Genomic DNA, 23485 nt, shown 5'->3' with positions numbered 1-23485 from the left:
GCAGCGATCACACGCTGGAGAGTTCAGCCGCGCTGGGCTGTTGCCGTCCCTGGGCCACCTGGCTGCTGCCGAGGGTGTACCCGTCGGTCTTGGGGAGGACGTGGCGGCGGAGGTAGTCCTGGTTGCTGGCCGTCACGCTCAGCCCGTCGCCGCCGTAGTGCTCTGTGCAGAGAATGCCCTGGAAACCCACGGAGAGTGCCACTTTGAAAGCCTCACGGTAGTTGATCAGGCCGCTTTCCATTGGCGCCGGCATGGTGACGTACATATCGCGGGCACGGTCCTCGTCGCGGATGTAGTTCTTCATGTGCCAGTAGTTGGAGTAAGGCAGGGTTTTAGCCACCATGTCCCGCCAGTCCTCGATGGGCCGGTGAAGCCGGATCAGGTTCCCGAGATCGGGGTTGAGGCCAACATTGGCCAAGCCGATGTCCTGGACCAGCCGGACGGAGGAATCGGCAGTGCCAAGGTAGGTGTCCTCGTACATCTCGAGCGAGAGCAGCACGCCAACCTCGGCTGCGTGCCGGCCAAGTTCACGAAGCCGGATCACCGCGTTGTTCCACGCTTCCGCGTCACCCGCGGGGTCTTTGTAGCCCTCCACCGTCCAGAACCACAGCTGCTTCTGCTGCTCGGGGGTGATGGCCTGGTGCAGCCCGAAGGAGACAACCTCACAGCCGAGTTCGGCGGCGGCGTCTATGGTGCGGTGGCTGTAGGCGAGGTTCGCTTCCCAGCTGCCTTCCTCGATGACGCTGCGGCGGATGGCGGAGATCACCGGGATACCGATGCCTACCTCGTCTGCTGTCTGCTTGAACTCAGCAAGCCGCTTTGTGCCCAGGTCACCGGGGCGTACCCAGCTGTCGGTAAGGTCCGCGTTCGCGAAGCCGGCTTCTTTCACTTCCGTCAGAACGTCCGCCCACACCGAAGCTTCCGCGTCGTTGATGTGCACTCCTGCAGCATCGGTCGCGGGAAACTGCAGCAACGCTGCTGTGATGGGCCAGTTCTTTGCCGTGTAAACCACGCGGGTCTCACTTTCCTAGATCGTGTTTCCTATAGGATTTACTATCGCGAGGAATGTTGTCAAGATCACTTTCAGGAAAAAACGGCGGGCTACAGGCAGGGGTTATGCGATCCCGTCGGGGCGGGGACTAGCTTTCGGGTGCGGCAGCAATGGCCCTTGACCGGACCTGCTGGATGTGCGCAGCCATGGCTGCTTCGGCTTTACCAGGGTCGCCCGTCGAAAAAGCGTCCAGGACAGCCTGGTGCTCGGCTATGGCGGATTCCGCGTCGGTAATGCCCACTCCCCCGAAAAGGCGGAAGCGCTGGATCTGGCCGCCGAGGGCCGAGTAGGCGGCCTCCATGAACTGGTTTCCGGTCTGCCGCGCGATCAACTGGTGAAACCGCTCGTCCGCCTCAAGGTACTCCTTGAACTCGGCGAAGGCCGGTCCGCGGGGAGCGGATTTCAGGTCTTCCACCGCCTGCTTCAACTCCGCCAGGCCGCCCTGGTCCATGCGTTCACATGCGAGCCGCGCGTTGACCGGTTCGATCGCCAGCCGGGCTTCCATCAACTCGGCAAAATCCTCTTGGGTGAAGACGGGCGCCACACGGTAGCCCTTAAGTGCAACGCGGCGTACCATCCCGGTGTGCTCCAGCCGGGCCAGCGCTTCCCGGACGGGAGTGGGGGAAACGTCAAGATCCCGGGCGGTTCCGTCGATGCTCACCACAGATCCCGGAGCCAGCCGGCCGTCCATGAGGGAGGTCAGGAGTTCGGTGTAGACGTGGTCGGCAAGCACCTGGCGGCTGACTGCGCGTCCGGAACGGCGGGCGGGCGGCACTGCATCGGTGCTGTCCAGGGCATTCTGCATGTGTAAATCCTATAGGGCTGCCTCGGCCCGCACTGGTGACGTGACCTAAGGGGATGCAAAAGAGCCCCGGCCAGGCTGACCTGGCCGGGGCTCCTTAAATGCTGCGCCTATGCCAGCAGGGAAGGCTTCAGCTGCTGCAGGCGGCCGAGGAGGCCGTTGATGAACTGCGGCGACTCGTCGGTGGAGAGAGTCTTGGCCAGCGCCACGGCTTCACTCACCGCCACGCCGTCCGGGACGTCGTCGTTGTACAGGAGCTCCCAGGTGCCGATGCGGAGGATGATGCGGTCAACCGACGGCATGCGCTCAAGGCTCCAGCCCTGCGAGTAGGTTTCGAGGAATTCGTCGATGGCGACTTGCTGCGAGAGCACGCCTTCAACGATCTCAAGGGTATAGGGGTTGATGATCTGGTCAGTCTTCTCCCGGCGCGCCCGGAGCACCTCGAAAGCCGAAACCGAGCGTTGCTCGGCTTCGAAAAGTACATCCAGGGCCCTGTTACGGGCTTTACCGCGGGCGCTCACTACTCGGTGACCCGGCCAAGGTAGCTGCCGTCGCGGGTGTCTACCTTCACCTTGGTGTTGTTCTCGATGAACAGCGGGACCTGGATCTCGTAGCCGGTTTCCAGGGTGGCGGGCTTGGTGCCGGCGGAGGAGCGGTCGCCCTGCAGGCCCGGCTCCGTGTAGGTGATCTCGAGGACGACGCTCGGCGGCAGTTCGATGTAAAGCGGGGTGCCCTCGTGGATGGCGATGTTGACCATCTGGTTCTCGAGCATGAAGTTGGTGGCGTCGCCAACGGTGGCTCCGGAGACCGTGATCTGGTCGTAGTCGGAGGTGTCCATGAACACGAAGTCAGCGCCGTCCTGGTACAGGTACTGGTAGTCGCGGCGGTCCACGGTGGCGGTTTCGATCTTGAGTCCGGCGTTGAACGTCTTGTCCACAACCTTGCCGGACATCACGTTGCGCATCTTGGTCCGCACAAAGGCGCCGCCCTTGCCCGGCTTGACGTGCTGGAATTCGATAATGTTCCAGAGCTGGCCCTCAAGCTTCAGGACCGTTCCGTTCTTGATGTCGTTAGTGGTTGCCACTGGTATCCTCTGGTTTCTCTGTCTGGTCGCGTTGTCAGGCGCTGTATGCCGGGCAGGCAGGCCAGGCGGCGTGCCAGCTCGTATTTGTCAAAAATCGGAGTTCGAAAAAATTCAAATACCATTCTACCGGTAAATCGGGGGTGCCCCCGGTACGGCCTCCCGTGACGGTGCGCTGTCCGGCGTCAGCAGGCCAGGTCCAGCACGTCCCGGGCGCGCTGGAGAGCCACCGTGGAGGAGTAGATCAAGGCGGCATCAGCTGACTCGGCCACCCGCAGATCCAGCGCGCGGGCAAAGGATTCAACGGCCGCGGAGGTCTGGCCTGCCGTGTACTGTGTTTTGCCCAGGAACTGCAGGACCAGCGCCTCACGGGGCGTGCCCTGCACTTCGGCGAGCAACTGCCGGAACAGCTCCACCGCCCTGTCCAGGCGGTTGGTCACCCGGAGCACTTCGGCTTCGAAGGCCCGGAGCCGGAAAGATTCGGGATCCTTGAAGCGGGCTTCTGCCAGCAGTTCGGCAGCCTCGGCAGCATGTCCTTCCACCAGCAGGACAAAAATGTGGTCGGCCGGGTCAGTGGAGACCGCCAGGGCTTCCCGGCAGGCGTCTTCATTGACGATTTCCGGGAGCAGTGATTCCGGGTTGATGCGGATACCCGGGAATCCGGCCTCCGGCCAGTCCGTTGTGCCTTCCCTGTCGCCGTGCATCAGGAAGCAATTTCCTGGTAGGCGGCGAAGAGCAGCGACGTGTCCGGCACATCGAGGATCCCGGGCTTGGCCACGCCGTCGAGGACCACGAACCGCAGCAGGTCGCCGCGGGACTTCTTGTCCCGCCGCATGCCGTCGAGCAGGCCCTGCCAGCGGTCCTTCCGGTAGGTGACCGGAAGCCCCAGTCCGTCCAGGATGCTGCGGTGCCGGTCGGCGTCGGTATCGCTGAGCCGGCCCACGCTGCGGGCGAGCTCGGCGGCGAACATCATGCCCACGGAGACGGCGGCCCCGTGGCGCCAGGAGTACCGCTCGACCAGTTCAATGGCGTGGCCCAGGGTGTGGCCGTAGTTCAGGATCTCGCGCAGGCCGGACTCCTTGAGGTCCTCGGAAACCACCTTCGCTTTTACGGCGATGGCCCGCTCAATGAGCTCGCGGAGGGCGGCTGATTGCGGGTCCGCTACGGCTTCCGGGTCCTTTTCAACGAGGTCAAGGATGGCGGGATCTGCGATAAACCCGCACTTGATGACTTCCGCCATGCCGGAGATGATCTCGTTTTTGGGCAGCGTGTTCAGTGTGTCAAGGTCGGCCAGGACGGCGGACGGCGGGTGGAAGGCACCCACCAGGTTCTTGCCTTCCGCCGTGTTGATGCCGGTCTTTCCGCCCACGGAGGCGTCCACCATGCCCAGCAGGCTGGTGGGCATGTGGATGACCTTGACGCCGCGCAGCCAGGTGGCAGCCACGAAGCCGGCAAGGTCCGTGACGGCCCCTCCCCCGACGGCGACAATCGCGTCGGAGCGCGTGAAGTCGTTTTGCCCCAGGACCTGCCAGCAGAAGGCGGCCACCTGGATGTGCTTGCCCTCTTCGGCGTCGGGAATCTCGGCCGTCAGCGAGGTGAAACCAGCCGCGGCCAGCTCGTCACGGACTGTGTCGCCGGTGAGCCGAAGGGCGCGCGGATGGATGACAAGGACCCGCCGGACCCGCTCGCCGAGCAGGCCCGGAAGGTCTCCGAGCAGCCCCCGTCCCACCACTACGTCGTAGTTGTTGGCGGCGGACTCGCCGGTGACCTTGATGACTGTTGATTCGGCGCTCACTTTTCAACTTCCTGTTTGGCAGCTGCGTAGTCCCGCAGTGCTGCTTCCAGTCGGCGTCCCAGCTCGGAAACCGAGCCGTGGCGCACGTCCAGGGTGATATCTGCCAGCCGCTCGTAAACCGGCTTGCGGGTGGCGAACATGGCTGTCCAGCGGCCCATCGCATCCCCTGCGAGCAGGGGCCGTCCGGAGTTCCGGGCGATGCGGCCGGCAACGGTATCGGCATCGCACTCGAGGTACACCACGGTGCAGCGGCCAATGAGCTGCTGCGTTCCCGAGTCAAGTACCGCGCCGCCGCCAAGGGAGACGACGGTAGTGGTGCCTTCTGCCGCTTCGACGACGTCGGCCACCGTCCGTGCCTCAATTTCGCGGAAGGCGTGCTCGCCACGCCCTGCGAAGATATCCGCGATGGACCCGTGGGCGGCCACGATGACGGCGTCGGTATCCACGAACGGGACACCAAGCTGCTGGGCGAGCTGGTGGCCGATGGCGGATTTGCCGACTGCCATGGGCCCGATAAGGACCACGGGACGGCCGACGGCCAGGGGTTTGTTGCGGTGGGGCACTTACCGGCCGATCGAGTCCAGGGACGCCGGAATGTTGTCCAGGTAACCCTTGATGTTGCGTGCGGTTTCCGCCACGGAGTCGCCGCCGAACTTTTCGCTGACAGCTTCGGCCAGGACCAGCGCCACCATGGCTTCGGCAACAACGCCGGCGGCCGGCACGGCACAGACGTCGGAGCGCTGGTGATGGGCCTTGGCCGGTTCGCCGGTGCTCACGTCGATGGTCTTCAGGGCGCGGGGGACCGTGGCGATGGGCTTCATGGCCGCGCGGACGCGGAGCACGTCGCCGATGCTCATGCCGCCCTCAATGCCGCCGGCACGATTGCTGGTCCGGGTGATCCGGCCGTCAGTGTCCTTGACGATTTCGTCGTGGGCGGCGGAGCCGCGGCGGGCGGCGGTGAGGAAGCCGTCGCCCACTTCCACACCCTTGATTGCCTGGATGCCCATCAGGGCGGCAGCAAGCCTGCCGTCGAGCCTGCGGTCCCAGTGGACATAGCTTCCCAGTCCCGGCGGGAGCCCGTAGGCAAGGACTTCAACTACGCCGCCCAGGGTTTCGCCTTCCTTGTGGGCGGCGTCCACCTCGGCCACCATCGCGTCCGACGTTTCGCGGTCGAAGCAGCGCAGCGGGTCTGCATCCAGGGCCAGCACGTCGGCAGGCAGGGGCAAGGGCCGTCCCTCCGGGACCGTGACACTGGCGATGGACACGGTGTGGCTGACGAGTTCAATCCCCAGGTGCTTCAGGAACTGTGCGGCGACCGTACCAAGTGCTACGCGGGTGGCGGTTTCACGGGCACTGGCGCGTTCCAGGACGGGGCGGGCCTCATCGAAGCCGTACTTCTGCATTCCGGTGAAGTCAGCGTGGCCGGGGCGGGGACGCGTCAGGGGGGCGTTGCGGGCCTGGTCGGCAAGAAGTTCCGGGTCAACCGGGTCCGAAGCCATGATCTGTTCCCATTTGGGCCACTCCGTGTTGCCCACCTGGATAGCCACGGGACCGCCCTGGGTGATGCCGTGCCGGACACCGCCGAGGATGGTCACCACGTCCTGTTCAAACTTCATGCGTGCGCCGCGCCCGTAACCCAGGCGGCGGCGGGCCAGTGAATCGGCGATGTGCCCGCTGGTGATTTCAACACCGGCGGGGACGCCTTCAATAATTCCCATCAGAGCCGGACCATGGGATTCACCGGCAGTCAACCAACGCAACATATTTTCCATCCTGCCACGTATGGCGGTCACAACGCCCGTCGGGGAAGGCCGACTGCGTCACACATCACATCTATGACGGATGCATTAACTTCGTCTTCAAGCCGGCTGAACAGGCGTACCTGTTCCACGGCCTGGTAGAGCAACATTTCAAGGCCGGGCACCACAGCACCACCACCCGTCTTCCATACGGACGCGATGAGGCTGGGCCAGGGATCGTAGGCAACATCGAGCAAAACACCGGGTGTGGGGCTTTTCAGGGCGGCGATTTCGGCCGCCAGTCCGTCCGCCGCCCGCGGCGGCAGGGTGGATATTACGACGTCGGCAGCGGCCGTGGGTGCCGCAGCCTCGGCCAGTGGCTGGACGTCCAAAGCCAGGCCAAGGCTGTCTGCCGCGCTTCGGACGTCGGCTGTGCGCGCAGGGTCCCGAACGAAGATCCGGGCAGAACCGGCGCCGAGTTCCTTCAATGCCGCCACGGCAGCTGCCGCCGTTCCGCCCCCGCCCAGGACAACCGGCGCGGACGGCGTGCGGGCGCCAGCGTGCCGGACCGCGTTGACGATTCCAGCCACATCCGTGTTCGAACCGATGGTGCGCAAGCCGCCGCCGTACTGCTCGAAGGACACAGTGTTCACCACGCCCAGCGTCCGGGCCACGCCGCGGACCTCATCCACTTCGCCCACCATGGCCGCCTTCAAAGGCATGGTGACGGACAGCCCGCGCCAGCCCGGCTGGTCACGGACCTGGCGCATCAACGAGGGCAACAGTTCCTCAGTGACGTCAATAGCCGTATAGCTGATGCCGATGCCCAGCCTGCCGTACGCCGCATGGTGCAGCGCCGGTGATTTGGAGTGGCTGATCGGGTGGCCCAGGACGGCTGCCCGGAGGCTCATGTGCAGCGGCCGGCGTTTGCCGTGCACCACGCGTTGTACTGCTCAACGTAGCCGTTGTGCTCCGCCAGGGTGCGGGAGAACTTGGTCTCCTTGGTGTCAAGGTTGATCGTCACCCAGTACAGGAAATCGTTGGTCTTCGGTTTGGCGGCAGCGTCGATGGCCGTCTTGCCCGGAGAACCGATCGGCCCGGGAGGCAGGCCCGGATTGGCGTAGGTGTTGTACGGGTTCGACTTGTCCTGCCGCTGCTCGTCGGTAAAGTTGAAGCTCCTGGTGCCCAGCCCGTAGGTCACGGCTGAATCCACCTGCAGGAACCCGCCGGTCTGGTCATTGGGCTTGAGCCGGTTATAGATGGCGCCAGCCACGTCACCGTAGTCCGCCTGGCCACCCTCGGCCTGGACGATGCTGGCGACGATCACAGCTTCGTACTGTTTCGCCGGATCGGTAATGCCCTGCGAGACAAGCTCGTCCACGGTGGTCTTCACCAGAGACTGGAGGATGTCCTTCGCGGAGGTGCCGAGCGGGTAGCGGTGCTCCCCCGGTGCCAGGAAGCCCTCCAGGTTCTTCGCACTGGCGGGCAGTCCGAACTGGGCCGGCTGGTCGCTGAGGGCCTTCAGGTCCTGGATGGACACTCCGGACCCTTCCGAAATGGCCTGCAGGGACTCGCCGATGCGAAGCCCGGCACTGAGCGCAAAGTAGATAACCTTGGTTTTGTCCTGGCCGAGCAGCACATTCACGGCGTCGCTGTTCTTCATCTCCGTCTTGAACGTGTAATCGCCCGGCGCCAGGGTCCCTCCTGAGGCGGTGAATGCGGCCAGGAAGGTGTCAGCGTTCGCCACCACCCGCTGGCTCTCCAGGGCGCTGGCCACGGAACGCGTGCCTTCGCCGTTCTGGACAGTCACCACAACCTCGCCCGATCCCGGGCCGGGGAAATCGCTGGGCTTGTCGTTGCCCAGCAGCGGCTTGAGGAACTGTGCGCCGACGGCGACCGCGGTGACAAAAACAGCAAGGGTGAGGAACAGTGCCAGCAACCTGCGGCGGCGGCGGACTTTTTTGGACGGCTTGGCCACTACGGCTGCTGCGGCAGGGCCGGGCAGGAAGTCGTGGCGCCCGTCATCATGGTGCCCGTCATCGTACTGCGCATCGTCGTAGTGTCCCTGCTCGTAGTGCCCATCATCATGAAGGGGCCCGTCATGGTGCAGGGCGTCCTGGTAGCCGTGGCCCTCCGCATAGTGCACGTCGCCGTCGTAATGCCCGTCGGCTGCATGCTGGTGGCCGGCAAGGGCCGGCTCGTAGGAAGCGTGGACATCGTCCTGGTGAACGACGTTGTGGATCTCGGTCGCCGGCGCGTCCGGCTCATGGGTGGCCGCGTGATGGACGCCGGGCTGCGCAGCGGGGTGCGCCTCGGGGGCGGCCTCGGGCTGCGGCTCTTCCTGTTGCAGATCCTGGATGGACGGGGGTGCGGCCGGAGCGGCCGGAACGGGCTGCTCTTCAGGAACCGGATGGTTGGGAACCGAAGCAGCGGAAGACGCCGCCACGGCAGGTGGATCGGCAGGCACTGGCGGCACCTCATGTCCTGTTTCGTAGGCCTGCTCCGGCACTGTGCCCTGGAGCGCTGTGGTGGTCTTCTCGCGCGCCCGGAGCTCCTTGCGGGTCAGCGGCCTCGCTGCCCCGGCGTCCCAGGGACCGGTTGCGTCGTCAATGTTGGCAGGGCTCACTGTTGCCTTCCATTATCTGAAGATCGGTCTGTGGCCTCCGGGGCGGCGCGGACAGACTCATCCGCGCCGTTTGTCCCCGGATCCACGAAAAGGGAGGGCGCTGCGACGCGTCGGCCCACATCCGCTCCCCTGGCTTTCTGCATGTCGAGGGCGTGCTGAAGGATGCCTGCCGCCGCGACCTGATCAACTACTTTACGGTGGTCCCTGCTGCTCATGCCAGCTTCATGCAGGTTCCGGTGCGCAGTCACGCTGCTCAGCCGCTCATCCACCAGGTTTACCGGGACGGCCAGATCCCGCGCTGCCAGCTCTGCTGCCAGCAGCCCGGCGTACTCCGTGGCCATTTTCGCAGAGGCGTGCTCTTCACCCTTCATGGTGCGGGGCAGGCCCACAATGACCTGTACCGCGCCGAGTTCCTGCACCAGGTTGGCGATGACCCGGATATCGGAGTTTTTCTTCGGATTCCGGTCCAGGGTCTTGTACGGCGTGGCCAGGATCGAGTCCCGGTCGCAAATGGCCACACCGACCCGGACGGTGCCGACGTCGATCCCCAGTTTGACGCCCTGGGGGCTGCCGCCGGCAGCTGTTGGATTGGTCATGGGTGCTTTATCGCCGTGCGATGGCGTCCACAACGGCTGCCAGGGCTGGAGCTACCTTGGCTGCGTCCGTTCCGCCGCCCTGGGCAACATCGTCCTTGCCGCCGCCGCCACCGCCGAGGATGCCTGCGGCAACGCGGACCAGACCGCCTGCCTTGACCCCGGCGTCCCGCGCTGCCTCGTTGGTGGCCACCAGGATCATGGGCCGGTCATTGGCAACACCGGCCACGGCCACGGTTGCCGCAGCCGAGCCCAGGCGGTTTCGAAGGTCCAGTGCGAGTCCGCGGAGGTCGTCCGCCCCGCTGACCTGGCCGGCGTCGTGCGCAATGACACTGACGCCCGAGGCGTCCTTGGCGCTGTTCACCAGCTGGGCAGCCGAAGCAGCCAGCTGTTCCTTGCGGAGGCGGTCCAGCTCCTTCTCGGTGGCCTTGAGCTTGGCGAGGGTGGCGGCGATCCTGTCGGCCAGCTGGCCGGACGGGACCTTGAGCATGTCCGTCAGTTCCGTCACGAGAGCACGTTCGGCGGCAAGGTGGCGGAAAGCGTCCATGCCAACGAAGGCCTCCACGCGGCGGTTTCCTGACCCCACGGACTGTTCGCCGAGCAGCGAAAGGCTGCCGATCAGTGAGGTGTTGGACACATGCGTTCCGCCACAAAGCTCGCGGGACCACGCGCCGTCGATTTCAACAACACGCACTTCGCTGCCGTAGTTCTCGCCGAAGAGGGCCATGGCGCCCAGGGCCTTGGCTTCGGCCAGTCCCATCACCTTGGTTTCCACCGAGTAGTTGTTGCGGATGGCAAGGTTGGAAACTTCTTCGATTTCGGAGCGGGTGGCGGTGCTCAGCCCTTCGCCCCAGGCAAAGTCGAAGCGCAGGTAGCCCGCCTTGTTGAAGGACCCGCGCTGGGTGGCTTCCGGCCCGAGGATCTGGTGCAGGGCGGCGTGCACGATGTGCGTGCCCGTGTGCGCCTGCTCGGCGGCGTGCCGGCGTTCCCGGTCGACGGCGGCCCGGACCAGTGAGTCGGCGCCGATCTCGCCTTCGCGGACAATCGCCTTGTGCACACTCAGGCCCTTCAGCGGGCGCTGGACATCGAGGACTTCGACCACGAAGCCGTCGCCGGTGATGAGGCCGGTATCGGCGGCCTGGCCGCCGGCTTCGGCATAGAACGGGGTTTCGGCGAGGACCAGCTCGATTTCGTCGCCGGTGGAGGCCTGCTGTACCGGCCGCCCTCCGGTGAGGATGCCGCGGACGCGTGATTCGCCGTCGAGCTCCGTGTATCCGGTGAAAACGGTCTCGCCCTGGCCGAGGAGTTCCTGGAACACGGTGAGGTCGGCGTGGCCGCCCTTTTTGCCCTTGGCGTCGGCCTGGGCACGCTGGCGCTGCTCCTGCATGAGGCTGCGGAAGGCTGCCTCGTCCACCTTGAGCCCCGCTTCCTCAGCCATTTCCAGCGTGAGGTCGATCGGGAACCCGTAGGTGTCGTGCAGGGCGAAAGCGTCGGCGCCCGAGAGCGGCTTATCGGCAGCTTTGGATTCCCTGACGGCGTCCTCAAGGCGGGCAGTGCCGGAGGCGATGGTGCGCAGGAAGGCCTTCTCTTCGGCGTAGGCAATGCGGCTGATCCGGGCGAAGTCTGTGTCCACCACCGGGTAGACGCCCTTCATGGCGTCCCGGGAGGCGGGCAGCAGATCGGGCAGGCAGGCCTGTTCGACGCCGAGGAGCCGCATGGAGCGCACGGCACGGCGGATGAGGCGGCGCAAAACGTAGCCGCGGCCTTCGTTGGAGGGGGTGACGCCGTCGGAAATGAGCATCAGGGCCGAGCGGATGTGGTCGGCCACCACACGCATGCGGACGTCGTCCGTGTGGTGGGGATCGTCCGGGGTCTCGGCGGAGGTGTATTCCCTGCCGGAAAGTTCAGCGGCTTTGTCAATGACGGGACGGACCTGGTCGGTCTCGTACATGTTCTCGACGCCCTGCAGGATCATGGCCAGGCGCTCCATGCCCAGGCCGGTGTCGATGTTGCGCTTGGGCAGCTCGCCCACCACATCGAAGTCTTCCTTGGTACGGACGTTTTCGATCTGGTACTGCATAAACACGAGGTTCCAGATCTCGATGTAGCGGGTCTCGTCCGCCAGCGGACCGCCCTCCACACCGTACGCCGGGCCGCGGTCATAGTAGATCTCGGAGCAGGGGCCGGCGGGTCCGGGCTGGCCGGTATGCCAGTAGTTGTCAGACTTGCCCATCTTCTGGATGCGCTCGGCCGGGACGCCGGTGTTCTTCAGCCAGAGGTCCTTGGCTTCGTCGTCCTCTTCGTAGACGGTCACCCACAGCAGTTCGGGCGCAAGGCCGTAGCCGCCGTCGGCAACGCTCGTGGTGAGCAGTTCCCAGGCGAACTTGATGGCGTCTTCCTTGAAGTAGTCGCCGAAGGAGAAGTTGCCGCACATCTGGAAGAAGGTGCCGTGCCGCGCGGTCTTGCCCACTTCCTCGATGTCGCCGGTGCGGATGCATTTCTGCACGCTGGTGGCGCGGGAGTAGGGCGGCACCTCGCGGGCCGTGAGGTAGGGAATGAACGGAACCATGCCGGCAACCGTGAACAGCAGCGATGGGTCGCTGGAGACCAGCGATGCGGAGGGAACCGCCGTGTGGCCCTTGCTGACAAAAAAGTCCACCCAGCGCTTTGTGATCTCCTGCGACTTCATGAGCTGTTTACTTACCCTTCTTGGTCCACGCGGCTGCGCGGAAGTTCGTTCACGTGGCAGTTCCGTTGGCACGGTTGCTGCCTGTTGGTTCTAAGGTGCTGCGGCCGGGCGCCGCCTGGTGCCGTTGCTGAGGTCAGCGCCGCGCGAGTTCCCCGGAGTCCACTCCGAGGGCGGCGCGGAGGTCGGTTTCCCGTTCGCGCATGCCGTCCCGGAGGGCATCGGCAAAGTCGTAAATTCCGTCAGTGAGCCTGCCCACTGCCCGGTTCAGGCCTTGCGGGCCGAGGGTGGACTGCATGCTGGCCTGCGCCTCAGTCACTTTGCGGAATGCGATGACGCCGATGGCCACGCCGATTCCCATCCAGACAAGTCGTTTCATTTCAGGTTCTCCGAAAGGTCAGCGGCTGCGGCGGCCGGCAGCGGGTTTCTTGCGGTTGGCCAGCGCGGTGCGGACGCCGTAGCTGAACGCCGCCACCTTGATCAGCGGCGAGCCGACGGTGGCGGCAACCAGGGAGGACAACGCGGAAAGGTTGGCCGAGGCATCCGAGACGTTGGACGAAATGCCATCCACCTTCTTCAGCTGCTGGTTGGTGGTGGACACGGTAGCGGTGACCTCGTCCATCAAAGGCGTCGCGCCGTCGCTCAGTGACCGGATGGATGTGCGCACCTCGTCCAGGACTTTGCCCAGCTTCAGGATGGGCACTGCCAGCAGCAGCACCAGGAGCGCGAACACTCCGGCAGCGATCAGGCCGGCAATATCGCCACCAGACATAGACGTTTCATCTCCTCGAAATTCTGTGGTTCATGCCATCGGCGGGTGCTTCGCAAAGCGCGCTTCCGCAGATGTCCCCCAAGTACCTTACATACAAAGAAGCCCGCGGCGCTTGCCACGGGCTTCTTTGGATACGCTGCTGGGATTTAGCGTGCGTAGAATTCGACGACGAGCTGCTCTTCGCAGGTCACCGGGATCTCGGACCGCTTGGGGCGGCGGACCAGGCGTGCCTGGAGGGCTTCCAGCTTGACGTCCAGGTAAGCCGGAACGGCGGGCAGGACGTCGCGGTGGGCGCCTGCTGCTGCGACCTGGAGCGGAACCATGGTTTCGCTGCGGCTGTGGACGTGGACCAGCTGGCCTTCGCCGACGCGGAACGACGGGCGGTCAACGCGGATGCCGTCAACCAGGATGTGGCGGTGCACAACCAGCTGGCGGGCCTGGGCGATGGTGCGGGCGAAGCCGGCACGCAGGACCAGGGCGTCAAGGCGCATTTCGAGCAGTTCGATGAGGTTTTCACCGGTCAGGCCCTTGGTGCGGCGGGCCTCTTCGAAGGCACGGGTCATCTGTGCTTCGCGGATGCCGTACTGGGCGCGCAGGCGCTGCTTTTCGCGCAGACGTACGGCGTAGTCGGAGTCCTGCTTCTTGCGGGCACGGCCATGCTCACCGGGGCCGTACGGGCGGCGCTCCATGTACTTGGCGGCCTTGGGGGTCAGAGCGATGCCGAGGGACCGCGAGAGGCGGGCCTGACGGCGAGCACGAGTGTTGTTAGCCACTTGTGTCCTTCCAATATCTGCGGTGTGTCAGTGTTACTGGCCTCCACGATGGAGAGCATCGGCCAACCGCTGCCTTTTGCTACTGGGCGCAGGCATAACCTTCTCAACGTGAAATTGGGGAGATTGTGCGTCCGCGCCTTGCCAGACAAACATCCATCCTACCACGGGGTTACTTGCCCCGGACAATCTTCCGCAGCCGCTCCAGCCGCACCGCAATGTCCCGTTCCGCGCCGTTGGCGGTGGGCTGGTAGTAGTCCTTCCCCACCAGGTCATCCGGCGGGTACTGCTGGGCGGCCACCCCGTGCGGGGCATCGTGGGCGTATTTGTACCCAACGCCGTGGCCCAGCTGCTTGGAACCCGGGTAGTGTGCGTCCCTCAGATGCGCGGGAATGCCGATCCCCAAGCCCGCCCGGACGTCGGCGGTGGCCTTGTTGATGCCCATGTACGCGGCGTTGGATTTCGGCGCCGTGGCCAGGTGCACCACAGCCTCGGCGAGAATGATGCGCCCCTCCGGCATCCCGATCAGCTGCACCGCCTGCGCCGCCGCCACAGCAGTCTGAAGTGCGGTGGGGTCAGCCATCCCCACATCCTCGGCGGCCGAGATCATGATCCTGCGGGCCACGAAACGCGGGTCCTCCCCCGCTTCGAGCATCCGGGCCAGGTAGTGGAGGGCGGCGTCGACGTCGGAGCCGCGGATGGACTTGATGAAGGCACTGATGACGTCGTAGTGCTGGTCTCCGGCACGGTCGTACCGCACTGCCGCAACGTCCAGCGCGCGTTCCGTGTGCTTCAGATCGACGGCGACCGGCCCGTCTTCGGCATCATCTGCGTCCCCGAACGCCACGCCGGCGGCCGCCTCCAGGGCGGTCAGGGCACGGCGGGCGTCACCGCCCGAAAGCCTGACCAGGTGGTCGAGTGCTTCGGCAGTGAGGTTTACTTTCCCGCCCAAGCCGCGGGGATCGGTCACGGCGCGCTGCAATAGTCCTTCGATATCCGCGTCTGTCAGCGGACGGAGCGTCAGCAGGAGTGAGCGGGACAGCAGCGGTGAGACCACGGAGAAGGAGGGGTTCTCCGTGGTGGCCGCAACCAGTACCACCCACCGGTTTTCCACGCCCGGCAACAGGGCATCCTGCTGGGCCTTGTTGAAGCGGTGGATCTCGTCCAGGAACAGGACGGTGGTTGTTTTGTACAGGTCGCGGGCGGTGAGGGCGTCGTCCATGACGCGCCGTACGTCCTTGACGCCGGCGGTGATGGCGGAAAGTTCCACGAACTTCCGGCCCGGTCCGCGGGCGATTACGTGCGCAAGGGTTGTTTTGCCGGTCCCCGGGGGACCCCACAGGATCAGCGAAGTAGGCCCCGCGGGTCCGGAGGTGTCCGCTCCGGCCCCGGCAGCCAACTGGCGCAATGGTGACCCCTGGCTCAGGAGATGTTGCTGCCCCACTACCTCATCCAGGGTGCGGGGGCGCATCCGGACGGCAAGCGGACCGCGCGGGGAGGCATTGCCTCCTACCCCGGCAGTCCGGCCGACGGCGGCAACGGGAGCGTCGTCGTCGTCATCATTGCCTGGCCCGTGCCCGAAGAGATCATCCACATAGATAGGCTACTTCCAGTCCTTCGGCTTTCCCGCCGAAGCCGCCGCCCAGCCAAGGATGCCCTGATGCCCGCACGTACCGCCGCAGGAGGACAGCGCGGACACTCCGTCCGCACTGCCTTCATCGCCGGCAGCCGGCTGGCTGGCTGGGCGGAGAGGTTCGGGGCGGCGCACGGCGGGTTCCAAGTAAAGGATGACGACGACGGCCTGCACCTGCTGGCGTCCGACGGCGCCGAAGCGCTCCTGCAGGCTCCCTGGCCCGCGGACGGCCGTCCGGGACGCGGCGCGGACGAACTCGAAAGGCTCGCCTCCCTGGCGTCGCAGCCGCGCCGTCTTGGGCTGTTGCTGGTGCGCCGGGGTGGATATGGCGTAGCGGTGGTGAGTGAAGGAACACTGTTGGCCTCGAAGGTGGGTTCGACGTATGTACAGTCCCGGACTGCGGCAGGCGGCCAGTCGCAGCAGCGGTTCGCACGGCGCCGGTCCAACCAGGCGGACGCGCTGGTTCAGACTGTTGCAGAACAGGCGTTGCGGATATTCACCAGCGGGCAGTTTGAATACGTTGTTCCCGGCGGTGACCGGGCGTTAGCGGGGCTTGTGCTCCAGCACCCGGCCCTGAAGGACTATGCCGCGCTCCCCCGGCTTGCCTACCTGGATGTCCCGGATCCCAAAGCAGCAGTGCTGCGGAAAGCTGCCGCCGACGCGTGCTCAGTTCGCGTCCAGGTTTCCGACGCCCCGGTCGGCTGAGGCCCGGCTCAGCAGCCCGTCAGCGCCCGGCGCGGCCGCTGCTGACGGTAGAGGTAGCGGCCGGATTCCGTAAATCCGGCGCGGGCGTACAACTGCTGTGCAGCCTCGTTGGCGGCGGTGACGAGCAACCAGAAACTGTTCATCCCACGTGCGTTTCCCTCGGACAGGAGTGCCTGCAGTACTTCGGAAGCGTATCCACGCCGGCGGTGCGACGGGGAGGTGGCCATGCAGTAAATCCCGCCGGTTTCATCCACCAGGGCGAGGCGCCCGACGGCGGCGGGCCGGCCGTCCTCGTCCCTCACCAAGGCATACAGCGAGGGGCAGCCGGTGAGGATGGCACGCGCTGTCTCCAGCTCTGCCCCGCCGCCGCGGCCGTCCACGCTCCACCACAGAGCCAGCCATTCGTCGTCGGGCCGGTCAGTTATCTCCACCGGAACGGCATCCCGTGCGGGCACGCGTGCGGCCGCCGCGCTCCGAACCATGATGAGTGTCTCCGACTGGCGTGTGAAGCCGTGTCCGTCCAGGACGTCGTTCAACGCGCCGTTGGCGGGTGCGTCCGTGACCTGGAAGATCAGGGGAAGCCGCCGTTCCCGGTACCACTGCGCCGCTACGCGGAGCGCATCGCCGGGCGCTTGGGCACTGGTCCGCGGCCACACAGAATTGGCCCGTTGGGTGACACCTTCCGCGGCGCGGAGGACCCACTCCCCCGTGTCGTGCCGCTCCATGGAAGGCCAGGCAGCATCCATCAGCGTTTCAAAATTATGCAGACCCGGGAGGCCGTAGCCCATGTGGACTCCTGTGTGCGATAAGCCTGAAGGCCCTCCTTTGCGGGAGGGCCTTCAGGTCAAACGGGTTGATGCCCTACTTGCCGTCGGTGGGCTTGGCTTCCGGCTTGAAGTCAACGCCGGCTTCCTTGCGCTGCTGTGGTGTGATGGGGGCCGGGGCCGCAGTCAGGGGGTCGTAACCGTTGCCGGTCTTGGGGAAGGCAATAACGTCGCGGATGGACTCGACGCCGGCGAGCAGAGCCACCACCCGGTCCCAGCCGAAGGCGATGCCGCCGTGCGGAGGGGCACCGTACTTGAAGCCCTCCAGCAGGAAGCCGAACTTGGTCTGGGCGTCTTCCCGGTCGAGGCCCATCAGTTCAAAGACCCGTTCCTGGACGTCGCGTTCGTGGATACGGATGGACCCGCCGCCGATTTCGTTGCCGTTGCAGACGATGTCGTAGGCGTATGACAACGCTGATTCCGGATCCTTATCGAAGGTGTCGAGGAACTCGGGCTTGGGCGAGGTGAAAGCGTGGTGGACAGCGGTCCATTTGCCGGCACCTACGGCCACATCGCCTGAGGCGACGGCCGCTGCTGCGGGCTCGAACATCGGGGCGTCCACCACCCAGCAGAAGGCCCAGGCGTTGGGGTCGATGAGTCCAGTGCGGTGGCCGATTTCAACGCGGGCAGCACCCAGCAGGGCACGGGCCGCCGTCTTCTCGCCGGCAGCGAAGAAGATGCAGTCGCCTGGCTTGGCGCCAACAGCGTCGGCCAGGCCGGCGCGTTCCGCGTCTGTCAGGTTCTTTGCCACGGGGCCGGCGAGTTCGCCGTCCTCCTTGAACAAGACGTAGGCGAGGCCCTTGTGGCCGCGCTGCTTGGCGAATTCCTGCCAGCCGTCCAGGGTACGGCGCGGCTGGGAGGCACCGCCGGGCATCACCACGGCGCCCACATACGGCGCCTTGAACACACCGAAGTTGGTGTCCTTGAAGAATTCGGTCAATTCGGTGAGCTCCACACCGAAGCGCAGGTCGGGCTTGTCCGAGCCGTAGCGGGCCATGGCGTCCGCGTAAGTGATGCGCTGGATCGGCGTGGGGATCTCGACGTCGATCAGCTTCCACAGTGCCTTGACGATGTTCTCGCCCAGGGCAATGATGTCGTCCTGGTCCACGAAGCTGGCTTCGATGTCCAGCTGGGTGAATTCCGGCTGGCGGTCGGCGCGGAAGTCCTCATCGCGGTAGCAGCGTGCGATCTGGTAGTACTTCTCGAAGCCGCCCACCTGCAGGAGCTGCTTGAACAGCTGCGGGGACTGCGGCAGGGCGTACCACGAACCGGGTGCCAGGCGGGCGGGGACCACGAAGTCGCGGGCGCCTTCCGGCGTCGAACGCGTCAGTGTGGGGGTTTCCACCTCGACGAAGCCGTCCTGGTGCAGCAGCTCGCGGGCCACGCGGTTTGCTTCCGAGCGGAGCCGGAGGTTGCGGGCGGGGCCGGGGCGGCGAAGGTCCAGGTAGCGGTGCTTCAGGCGTGCTTCCTCGCCCACCTCAACGTGCTCGTCGATCTGGAACGGGAGCGGCTCGGAGGTATTGAGGATGATCACCTTGTCCGCCATAACCTCAATTTCGCCGGTGGCCAGGGCAGGGTTCTCGTTGCCCTCGGGCCGCTTGGAGACAGTGCCGGTGATCTGCAGGACGTACTCGTTGCGCAGGCCGTGGAAGACTTCTTCCTCGCGGACCACGACCTGGGCCACGCCGGACGCATCGCGCAGGTCAACGAAGGCCACGCCACCGTGATCACGACGGCGGCCCACCCAGCCAGCGAGGGTTACGGTATGTCCAATGTGCTCGGAACGAAGGGATCCGAGGTCATGTGTGCGCAGCACAGCACGCCTTTCTGCGGGGTAACAACGGGGAGATAACGGCGAAGTTAAATAGGATCGATCCGGGAACGATCCCGTTCGAGTTTACCCGCAACCCAGGGACTACCGCCGCATGAGCGAACACCAGCAGCTGCAACGCAGGCTTGGCACCTTTGACGCCACCACCATCGGCCTCGGCTCCATGCTGGGCGCGGGCGTGTTTGTGGTGTTCGCGCCCGCCGCTGCGCTGGCCGGAAACCTGCTGGCGGTGTCGGTGGTCATCGCGGGTGCCGTGGCGTACTGCAATGCGGTGGCGTCCGCAGCACTGGCAGCAAAATATCCCACCAGCGGCGGCACCTACGTCTATGGCCGGAAGCAGCTTGGCGAGTGGCCCGGCTTCCTGGCCGGCTGGGGATTTGTGACCGGGAAGACTGCCTCGTGTGCTGCCATGGCGCTGACGTTTGGGAGCTATGTTGCGCCGGCTTATGCAGTGCCGGTGGCCGTGGCGGCAGTGGTGGCGCTGACCGTGGTGAACCTGCTGGGAATCACCCGGACCGCGCTGCTGACGCGGATCCTGCTGTGCGTGGTACTGGCAACCCTGGTGTTCGTTGCGGTAGCCGCGCTGGTCGGGCCCCATCCTGTGGCGGTCCCGGGTACGGCGTCCGCCGGCGGGCTGGTTGGCGTGCTGCCCGCCGCCGGCCTGCTGTTTTTCGCCTTCGCAGGGTATGCCAGGATCGCCACCCTGGGCGAGGAAGTGAAGGACCCGGCCCATTCAATCCCCCGGGCCATCCTTGGTGCCCTGGCTTCGGCCTTCGCCATCTACCTGGCCCTGGCGTTGCTGCTCCTCAACCACCTGCCCGGTGGGCAGCTTGCGGCCACGAAGACGCCGCTGTTGGAGGCCGTCCTGCGGTCCCAGTTCGCGGCGGGCGCGCCGGCAGTGCAGGCGGGTGCGGCGGCAGCCTGCCTGGGTGCGCTCCTCGCCCTCATCACCGGAGTGGGACGCACCACGCTGGCCATGGCCCGGGAGCGCGACCTCCCCCGCCCGCTGGCCAGGATCGGCGGCAAGCACACCGTGCCGTACTTTGCAGAACTGGCAGTGGCCGCCGTCGTAATCCTGCTCCTGCTGACCGCCGACGTCATGACGGTGGTGGGCTTTTCCAGTTTCGGCGTGCTGCTGTACTACGCGGTGGCGAACGCCTCCGCCTTCACCCTGCGGGAACATCCCGGGTACGCACCGAAGTGGTTGAACGCCGCCGGCTTCCTGGGCTGCCTGCTGCTGGCCTTCACCCTGCCTGCCGCTTCCGTGCTGACCATGACGGCGGTCCTGGCCTTAGGTGTGGCGGGGCGCTGGCTGGTTCTGCGCTTCCGGCGGTAGCGCTGCGGGCGGGTGTCCGACGGCGGCCTGGCCGCTTATAGCGGAAAGCGCGCCTTCCTGAGGGCCTGACGCTGATGTCCCGGGTTATCCACATAGGGCCGGTGGGTTCATGCCGTTGGCTGGGGCCGCTGGAAGACTTTGGTTATGGAAGCGATTCGAGGTTTGGCAGGGGCGGCCGCCGTGCAAAACCGTCCTGTTCCTTCTGTTGCTGATGTCCTTGAATTGCTGGCTGCTGTCCCAGTCGCTATGGACGGGCCGGGAAAAATTGACCAGCTGCGGGAGTTGGAGGATGTAAAGTCCGCGGCTGCCGCAAAACAGGCACGGATCGCCGTGGCCCTCGAACTTGCCGCCCGGCAGGAACAGGCCGCCGCGGGAGTCCCTGCGGATGAACTCGGAGCCGGGGTGGGCGCGGAAATCGCGTTGGCGCGTCGGGAGTCACCGTCCCGTGGCGCCCGGTTGCTTGGTTTGGGGAAAGCCATGGTTGAGATGCCCCACACCTTCGCGGCGCTGGAATCAGGCCAATTGAACGAGTGGCGGGCCACACTGGTGGTGAAGGAAACAGCATGCCTGTCGGTCGAGGACCGGGCCGCGGTAGACGAGGAACTCGCCGCGGACAGCGGGTCCTTTGCCGGGTATGGGGACCGGGCCATCATCGCCGCGGTCCGGGCTGCTGCGTACCGGCGGGACCCGCAGGCGGTTGCCCGGCGGGCCAGCCACGCTGTGAATGAGCGGAGTGTCACGCTGCGTCCGGCGCCGGACACGATGACCCGGCTGACCGCACTGCTCCCGGTGGCCCAGGGCGTGGCCGTCTATGCCGAGCTGACCCGCCACGCTGACACCCTGAAATCTTCCGGGGAGGAGCGCCCGAAGGGCGCGATTATGGCCGACGAATTGGTCGAACGCGTCACCGGCACCCCGGGCGGCTACACAGGCATCGACCTCCAACTCGTCATGACCGACCGCACCCTCTTCCAAGGCGACAGCGAACCCGCACGCCTGGCCGGCTACGGCATCGTCCCCGGCGAATGGGCTCGAAAGGCCATCCGTGGCGAGCTGATGTCAGACGCGGGATCAACCGGCGGTGGAGCAGCCGTCCAAGGATCTGCGGAGCTCGCGCCGGATGGCCCAGCACCAGCAGGGCAGGGATCAGATGGCGGTGTTAACGCGGGCACCGGAGACGTTGGTTTTGGCCGCCCAAGCAGGCCGCCTTCGGTCGGCACTCCGGAAGGTAGAGAGTTGAATGTCTGGCTTCGCCGGCTCTACACAGCGCCGACGCACGGAGAGCTCGTCGGGATGGACTCCAGGGCCCGGCTCTTCCCGGCAGGACTCCGCCGATTCATCCAGGTCAGGGATGACACCTGCCGCGCCCCCTACTGCGGCGCGCCCATCCGCCACCTGGACCACATCACCCCCTGGCACCATGACGGGCCAACCACCAGCACCAACGGCCAAGGCCTCTGCGAAACCTGCAACCACACCAAAGAAACACCAGGCTGGGCCGCAAAGACGGTTACCCGGCCAGGACAAAGACATTCAGTCGAAACACGGACACCCACCGGCCACACCTACAGGTCAACAGCGCCGCCGCTCCCGGGAACGCGGCCAGCCAACAGTCCCCTACTTCGACCCGTTGCGGTTGGCCTGCCGGCCGCCGCAGTAATGCGGCCAGGGCCCCGTCGCGCTGAATTCAGGCAACGCAAAGCCCTTAAACGCCCCCACTTCCGGGAAGCGCTGCCGTAGGTACCGGCAGCGCATCCGGGAGCAGCCCTAGACTGCGGAAGCCACCGGAGCCGTGGACGCGACCTGGACAGCCAAATCCTCCGCCGGCGGGGTCCAGGTCTCGGGGAATGCCACTACCTGCTCGCCGGTGCGGATGTCCTTGACCTGGTGCGTGCCGTCGTCGTCGGTGAACCAGACGAAGGGGATGCCGCGGCGGTCGGCGAACTTGATCTGCTTGCCGAATTTCTCCGCCTTGGCTGCCACCTCCGTGGGAATTCCACGACTGCGGAGCTGTGCCGCGACGTCCTGCGCGGCACTCCAGCTCCCGTCATTGGTCAGGGAGACGAGCACGGCGGTGGGAACTGAGCGAGACGCCTTGGCCAGGTCCTGGCTGAGGATGCGTGATACCAACCGTGTAACGCCGATGGAAAGACCTACCCCGGGGAACTTCCGGTTGCCCTTGGAGGCCAGTGCGTCGTAGCGGCCGCCCGAGCAGATGGAGCCGAGCTGTTCGTGGCCCACCAGCACCGTTTCCACCACTGTGCCGGTGTAGTAGTCCAGGCCACGGGCGATACTGAGATCGGCCAGCACCTTGCCGGGTGCCCGCTGGACGGCAGCCTCGATGACCTGCTCCAACTCATTCAGGCCTTCCTCAAGCAGCTCATTGCTGACTCCCAAGGCGCGCACCTGTTCCACGAAGGACGTGTCCTCGGTACGTATTCCGGCCAGCTCCAGAGCCTTCTGCGCCTGCTCGTCGGTTGCACCCAGTTCAGCTTTCAGCAGTTCGGCCACCTTCGCGGGACCGATCTTCTCGAGTTTGTCGATGCTGCGCAGCACCCCGGCCGTATCGTCCAGGCCGATGCCGCGGTAGAAGCCCTCTGCGAGTTTGCGGTTGTTGATCCGGAGCCGGAAGTCAGGGATGGGAAGGGCGCTGAGGGCCTCTGCAATGACCAGCGCGATTTCGACGTCGTAGCGGAACGGCAGGTCACCGTCCCCCACCACGTCGATATCCGCCTGCGTGAATTCACGGGCCCGGCCCTCCTGCGGGCGCTCACCGCGCCAGACCTTCTGGATCTGGTAACGGCGGAACGGGAAGGCGAGGTAGCCGGCGTTCTCCACCACGTAGCGGGCGAACGGAACGGTCAGGTCAAAGTGGAGCGCAAGCGCGTGTGGATCGGCTTTGCCGCCCTTAACCGGATTCTCGCTCTCGTCCTCCTGAAGCCGGCTGAGACCGTACACTTCCTTATCGATTTCGCCCTTGCGCAGCAACTGCCCCACGGTTTCAACAGCCCGCGTTTCAATGGAAGCGAAGCCGTGCAGCTCGAAAACCCGGCGCAGCGTATCCAGCACATGCAGCTCCACCAGCCGCTCCTCGGGAAGCCACTCGGGGAATCCGGACAGGGAGGCGGTGCGTGCCATGGTGGATTTTCTCCTCTTGATAAGGGTGCCTGGGACTTGCGCGGCCCGAAACGGGCCTGGAACGGCGGCAGTCCAGCCAGTCATGCATAAACTATGTGCGGCA

Annotated in this window: 22 protein-coding genes; 3 read left to right on the top strand and 19 right to left on the bottom strand. The window is 65.7% G+C overall.

What is annotated here, in order from left to right; translation table 11 throughout:
- Positions 1-7 precede the first annotated feature (7 nt).
- The 16 genes from BMX78_RS12610 to BMX78_RS12535 all read right to left on the bottom strand — a co-directional run bounded on the left by BMX78_RS12610 (position 8) and on the right by BMX78_RS12535 (position 15509).
- The gene (locus tag BMX78_RS12610; RefSeq protein ID WP_091419874.1) at positions 8-1012 is read right to left on the bottom strand and encodes a sugar phosphate isomerase/epimerase family protein; all 1005 of its coding nucleotides are present in this window, start codon (positions 1010-1012) and stop codon (positions 8-10) included.
- A 127-nt stretch (positions 1013-1139) separates the two neighbouring features.
- A complete protein-coding gene (locus BMX78_RS12605) occupies positions 1140-1856 on the bottom strand; it encodes a GntR family transcriptional regulator (protein ID WP_091419872.1) in 717 nt (238 codons plus the stop codon).
- Positions 1857-1963: 107 nt separating this feature from the next.
- A complete protein-coding gene (gene nusB, locus BMX78_RS12600) occupies positions 1964-2374 on the bottom strand; it encodes a transcription antitermination factor NusB (protein ID WP_091419871.1) in 411 nt (136 codons plus the stop codon).
- Positions 2374-2937, bottom strand: coding sequence for an elongation factor P (gene efp, locus BMX78_RS12595; RefSeq protein ID WP_050054941.1), 564 nt, complete (start codon positions 2935-2937; stop codon positions 2374-2376). Before efp ends, nusB begins: the two co-directional genes overlap by 1 nt.
- Before the next feature lie 182 nt (positions 2938-3119).
- A complete protein-coding gene (locus BMX78_RS12590) occupies positions 3120-3638 on the bottom strand; it encodes a tetratricopeptide repeat protein (protein WP_091419869.1) in 519 nt (172 codons plus the stop codon).
- Positions 3638-4729, bottom strand: coding sequence for a 3-dehydroquinate synthase (gene aroB, locus BMX78_RS12585; RefSeq protein ID WP_091419867.1), 1092 nt, complete (start codon positions 4727-4729; stop codon positions 3638-3640). The genes BMX78_RS12590 and aroB overlap by 1 nt, the downstream gene beginning before the upstream one ends.
- Complete coding sequence (locus tag BMX78_RS12580) at positions 4726-5235, bottom strand: shikimate kinase (protein WP_370455834.1); 510 nt, start codon at positions 5233-5235, stop codon at positions 4726-4728. Before BMX78_RS12580 ends, aroB begins: the two co-directional genes overlap by 4 nt.
- A gap of 57 nt (positions 5236-5292) precedes the next feature.
- A complete protein-coding gene (gene aroC / locus BMX78_RS12575; protein ID WP_091419864.1) occupies positions 5293-6492 on the bottom strand; it encodes a chorismate synthase in 1200 nt (399 codons plus the stop codon).
- A 26-nt stretch (positions 6493-6518) separates the two neighbouring features.
- Positions 6519-7379, bottom strand: a complete 861-nt coding sequence (locus BMX78_RS12570) for a shikimate dehydrogenase (protein ID WP_091420021.1) — start codon at positions 7377-7379, stop codon at positions 6519-6521.
- Entirely contained in the window at positions 7376-9094 is a 1719-nt protein-coding gene (mltG, locus tag BMX78_RS12565) for an endolytic transglycosylase MltG (protein ID WP_091419862.1), read from the bottom strand. Before mltG ends, BMX78_RS12570 begins: the two co-directional genes overlap by 4 nt.
- Positions 9091-9690, bottom strand: coding sequence for a Holliday junction resolvase RuvX (gene ruvX / locus BMX78_RS12560; RefSeq protein ID WP_091419860.1), 600 nt, complete (start codon positions 9688-9690; stop codon positions 9091-9093). Before ruvX ends, mltG begins: the two co-directional genes overlap by 4 nt.
- 7 nt (positions 9691-9697) lie before the next feature.
- On the bottom strand, positions 9698-12376 hold the full coding sequence (alaS, locus tag BMX78_RS12555) for an alanine--tRNA ligase (protein WP_091419858.1): 2679 nt from the start codon (positions 12374-12376) through the stop codon (positions 9698-9700).
- 133 nt (positions 12377-12509) lie between these two features.
- Positions 12510-12752 carry a hypothetical protein gene (locus BMX78_RS12550; RefSeq protein WP_286138931.1) on the bottom strand — a complete coding sequence of 81 codons (243 nt, stop codon included), beginning with the start codon at positions 12750-12752 and terminating at the stop codon, positions 12510-12512.
- An 18-nt stretch (positions 12753-12770) separates the two neighbouring features.
- Entirely contained in the window at positions 12771-13145 is a 375-nt protein-coding gene (locus BMX78_RS12545) for a DUF948 domain-containing protein (RefSeq protein WP_050054932.1), read from the bottom strand.
- A 146-nt stretch (positions 13146-13291) separates the two neighbouring features.
- Positions 13292-13918 (bottom strand): 30S ribosomal protein S4, encoded by a 627-nt coding sequence (rpsD, locus tag BMX78_RS12540; protein ID WP_015937210.1) that lies wholly within the window; start codon positions 13916-13918, stop codon positions 13292-13294.
- Between the two features lie 169 nt (positions 13919-14087).
- Positions 14088-15509, bottom strand: a complete 1422-nt coding sequence (locus tag BMX78_RS12535; protein WP_091419854.1) for a replication-associated recombination protein A — start codon at positions 15507-15509, stop codon at positions 14088-14090.
- 66 nt (positions 15510-15575) lie between these two features.
- Here BMX78_RS12535 and BMX78_RS12530 point away from each other — a divergent pair, with 66 nt between their 5' ends.
- Positions 15576-16253 (top strand): acVLRF1 family peptidyl-tRNA hydrolase, encoded by a 678-nt coding sequence (locus BMX78_RS12530; RefSeq protein ID WP_091419852.1) that lies wholly within the window; start codon positions 15576-15578, stop codon positions 16251-16253.
- A gap of 8 nt (positions 16254-16261) precedes the next feature.
- Here the strand turns inward: BMX78_RS12530 and BMX78_RS12525 are convergent, their stop codons facing one another.
- Positions 16262-17041 (bottom strand): GNAT family N-acetyltransferase, encoded by a 780-nt coding sequence (locus BMX78_RS12525; RefSeq protein ID WP_091419851.1) that lies wholly within the window; start codon positions 17039-17041, stop codon positions 16262-16264.
- A 73-nt stretch (positions 17042-17114) separates the two neighbouring features.
- The gene (gene aspS / locus BMX78_RS12520) at positions 17115-18893 is read right to left on the bottom strand and encodes an aspartate--tRNA ligase (protein ID WP_091419849.1); all 1779 of its coding nucleotides are present in this window, start codon (positions 18891-18893) and stop codon (positions 17115-17117) included.
- A gap of 109 nt (positions 18894-19002) precedes the next feature.
- Here aspS and BMX78_RS12515 point away from each other — a divergent pair, with 109 nt between their 5' ends.
- Together BMX78_RS12515 and BMX78_RS12510 are read left to right on the top strand one after the other, a co-directional pair.
- Entirely contained in the window at positions 19003-20244 is a 1242-nt protein-coding gene (locus BMX78_RS12515) for an APC family permease (RefSeq protein WP_091419847.1), read from the top strand.
- Between the two features lie 144 nt (positions 20245-20388).
- Complete coding sequence (locus BMX78_RS12510; protein ID WP_091419846.1) at positions 20389-21984, top strand: HNH endonuclease; 1596 nt, start codon at positions 20389-20391, stop codon at positions 21982-21984.
- A gap of 27 nt (positions 21985-22011) precedes the next feature.
- Here BMX78_RS12510 and hisS read toward each other — a convergent pair whose 3' ends face one another.
- Positions 22012-23382: a histidine--tRNA ligase gene (gene hisS, locus BMX78_RS12505; protein WP_091419844.1), complete on the bottom strand. Its 1371-nt coding sequence runs from the start codon at positions 23380-23382 to the stop codon at positions 22012-22014.
- Positions 23383-23485: the final 103 nt, after the last annotated feature.

It is taken from the genome of Arthrobacter sp. OV608, from assembly GCA_900110595.1.
Classification (GTDB): Bacteria; Actinomycetota; Actinomycetes; order Actinomycetales; family Micrococcaceae; genus Arthrobacter.
This window is presented reverse-complemented; position numbering and strand designations above follow the sequence as displayed.

What these genes read in the sequence shown, in the direction of transcription:
- BMX78_RS12605 (WP_091419872.1), bottom strand. Translation starts at nt 1,856, where the DNA reads ATGCAGAATGCCCTGGACAGCACCGATGCAGTGCCGCCCGCCCGCCGT.
- BMX78_RS12590 (WP_091419869.1), bottom strand. Translation starts at nt 3,638, where the DNA reads ATGCACGGCGACAGGGAAGGCACAACGGACTGGCCGGAGGCCGGATTC.
- BMX78_RS12580 (WP_370455834.1), bottom strand. Translation starts at nt 5,235, where the DNA reads ATGGCAGTCGGCAAATCCGCCATCGGCCACCAGCTCGCCCAGCAGCTT.
- aroC (WP_091419864.1), bottom strand. Translation starts at nt 6,492, where the DNA reads ATGTTGCGTTGGTTGACTGCCGGTGAATCCCATGGTCCGGCTCTGATG.
- BMX78_RS12570 (WP_091420021.1), bottom strand. Translation starts at nt 7,379, where the DNA reads ATGAGCCTCCGGGCAGCCGTCCTGGGCCACCCGATCAGCCACTCCAAA.
- ruvX (WP_091419860.1), bottom strand. Translation starts at nt 9,690, where the DNA reads ATGACCAATCCAACAGCTGCCGGCGGCAGCCCCCAGGGCGTCAAACTG.
- alaS (WP_091419858.1), bottom strand. Translation starts at nt 12,376, where the DNA reads ATGAAGTCGCAGGAGATCACAAAGCGCTGGGTGGACTTTTTTGTCAGC.
- BMX78_RS12550 (WP_286138931.1), bottom strand. Translation starts at nt 12,752, where the DNA reads ATGAAACGACTTGTCTGGATGGGAATCGGCGTGGCCATCGGCGTCATC.
- BMX78_RS12545 (WP_050054932.1), bottom strand. Translation starts at nt 13,145, where the DNA reads ATGTCTGGTGGCGATATTGCCGGCCTGATCGCTGCCGGAGTGTTCGCG.
- BMX78_RS12530 (WP_091419852.1), top strand. Translation starts at nt 15,576, where the DNA reads ATGCCCGCACGTACCGCCGCAGGAGGACAGCGCGGACACTCCGTCCGC.
- BMX78_RS12525 (WP_091419851.1), bottom strand. Translation starts at nt 17,041, where the DNA reads ATGGGCTACGGCCTCCCGGGTCTGCATAATTTTGAAACGCTGATGGAT.
- BMX78_RS12515 (WP_091419847.1), top strand. Translation starts at nt 19,003, where the DNA reads ATGAGCGAACACCAGCAGCTGCAACGCAGGCTTGGCACCTTTGACGCC.
- BMX78_RS12510 (WP_091419846.1), top strand. Translation starts at nt 20,389, where the DNA reads ATGGAAGCGATTCGAGGTTTGGCAGGGGCGGCCGCCGTGCAAAACCGT.
- hisS (WP_091419844.1), bottom strand. Translation starts at nt 23,382, where the DNA reads ATGGCACGCACCGCCTCCCTGTCCGGATTCCCCGAGTGGCTTCCCGAG.